The organism is Moorena sp. SIO3H5 (genome assembly GCF_010692395.1).
Classification (GTDB): Bacteria; Cyanobacteriota; Cyanobacteriia; order Cyanobacteriales; family Coleofasciculaceae; genus Moorena.
In genome coordinates, this window is record NZ_JAAHHS010000752.1 from 1 (window position 1) to 1,490 (window position 1,490).

Annotated in this window: 1 protein-coding gene; it reads left to right on the forward strand. The window is 36.3% G+C overall.

What is annotated here, in order from left to right; translation table 11 throughout:
• Nucleotides 1-401 precede the first annotated feature (401 nt).
• Nucleotides 402-842 (forward strand): hypothetical protein, encoded by a 441-nt coding sequence (locus F6K52_RS36235; protein ID WP_293090046.1) that lies wholly within the window; start codon nt 402-404, stop codon nt 840-842.
• Nucleotides 843-1,490 lie beyond the last annotated feature (648 nt).

Consider the following 1,490-nt stretch of genomic DNA (forward strand, 5'->3'; position numbering starts at 1 on the left):
GCTATTAATATTTTTGATTCAATTTACGTCAAAAATAGACAATATTATTCTGATAATAATCAGTGGAAAATTCAAGATTGTCCAACTGGTATGGTTATATATAGCTATAGCCAGCCTGCGTTAGGACGTTTTTGGTGTTGACAGTTGACAGTTGACAGTCCTTGAGTCAAACAATATTGTCCTAACTAATATGTCCATTCTATAAAATTATTCACAGAAGAATTTAAATAATTTTGCTTATTAATAATCTTTACTAATTATGATAGGTTAATTAAAGAAGGGAAATTTACTAATTTCATTGCAAAATCAATAAATACAAAACCTACTGGGATAATATATCCTTTGCTCCCAGGTGTTTTTTCATTGCCGTGTGAATGTTTAAGACCAAAAGAGTTAAATTTATGAAACGCTTACTTTATGAAGAGTCTGTTGCTTATAAGGGATATTTGATTATTCCTTTTGTTTTTAGTAAATTAAACAATTACGATATTTATTCGTACAAACTGCTATCAGCCATAGGGAATAAAAGTAAATTTCAGAAAGTCGAGAATCCCGCAGCTATATACGGTAGTACTGTAGAAAATATCATTGAGATTGCCAAGGAGCATCTAGATATAAACTTTGAATTTATTAGCCAAACTGGCTATTTTCAGTCCCGTTACATATATCGCCACAATTTAATTATTGTCGGTAACGAGAATGGTAAATACTTTTATGACCATTATCCACCAGACTCCCTCAATAATATTGCTGCACCCAAATTGTTTACCTCAGAATATGAGTGTATTAGCTGGATTGGACAAGGATTAGATACCTTGCATATGAGGCTGAGGGCGAGCTAAGAGGATTTTCTCGAAGATGTTTTGGCCTGTTTATTTTATCCTTTTCATCAGAAAAACTACAGATGCAAGGTTAATATCCTTGGTAGGTGTTGCATAATTGTGGGATGATTCTGTCAGAGGGGATCAAATATAGCGCAAGTAACAAGTAATAAGTAATAAGTAATAAGTCTACTGCTCATAGGTTTGGGGGTTCAATAATGTCCGCGCCCTAATTTCGTAGTGCTACATAATAGCATGTCCGCCTGATTACTTGTGATATTGCTATTCATGCAAAATCACTAAAACTCTTTCTCCCCCTGCTCCGGAGCTCCCTACCCCCTTGCAGTCCTACAACATGATATAGTCCGGTGCGTCCGGTGTGTCAGCCTTAATCATCCCAGTATTCACAAAACGCCTCCTTGGTATCACCCAAGGCATTCGAGTAATAATACTGATTGCTGGTCAACAGTTTACACCCATAATTAGAAATTAGGGGCTTTAGTTGGATCTTTAGGTCAAGCAAGAATCCCCATCCATTTTATGGATGGGGAATATTAACACATAAAAAACTAGGGCATATTTTCAAACCCTAAAATCCCTCACCTCTTAGCCTGGGGCTACACGAGCAAAGCCTTTGACGTTCTCAGGTCTAAAGACTCTGAGCTTCCA

Coding starts and splice junctions, on each gene's coding strand:
- F6K52_RS36235 (WP_293090046.1), top strand. CDS start 402: ATGAAACGCTTACTTTATGAAGAGTCTGTTGCTTATAAGGGATATTTG.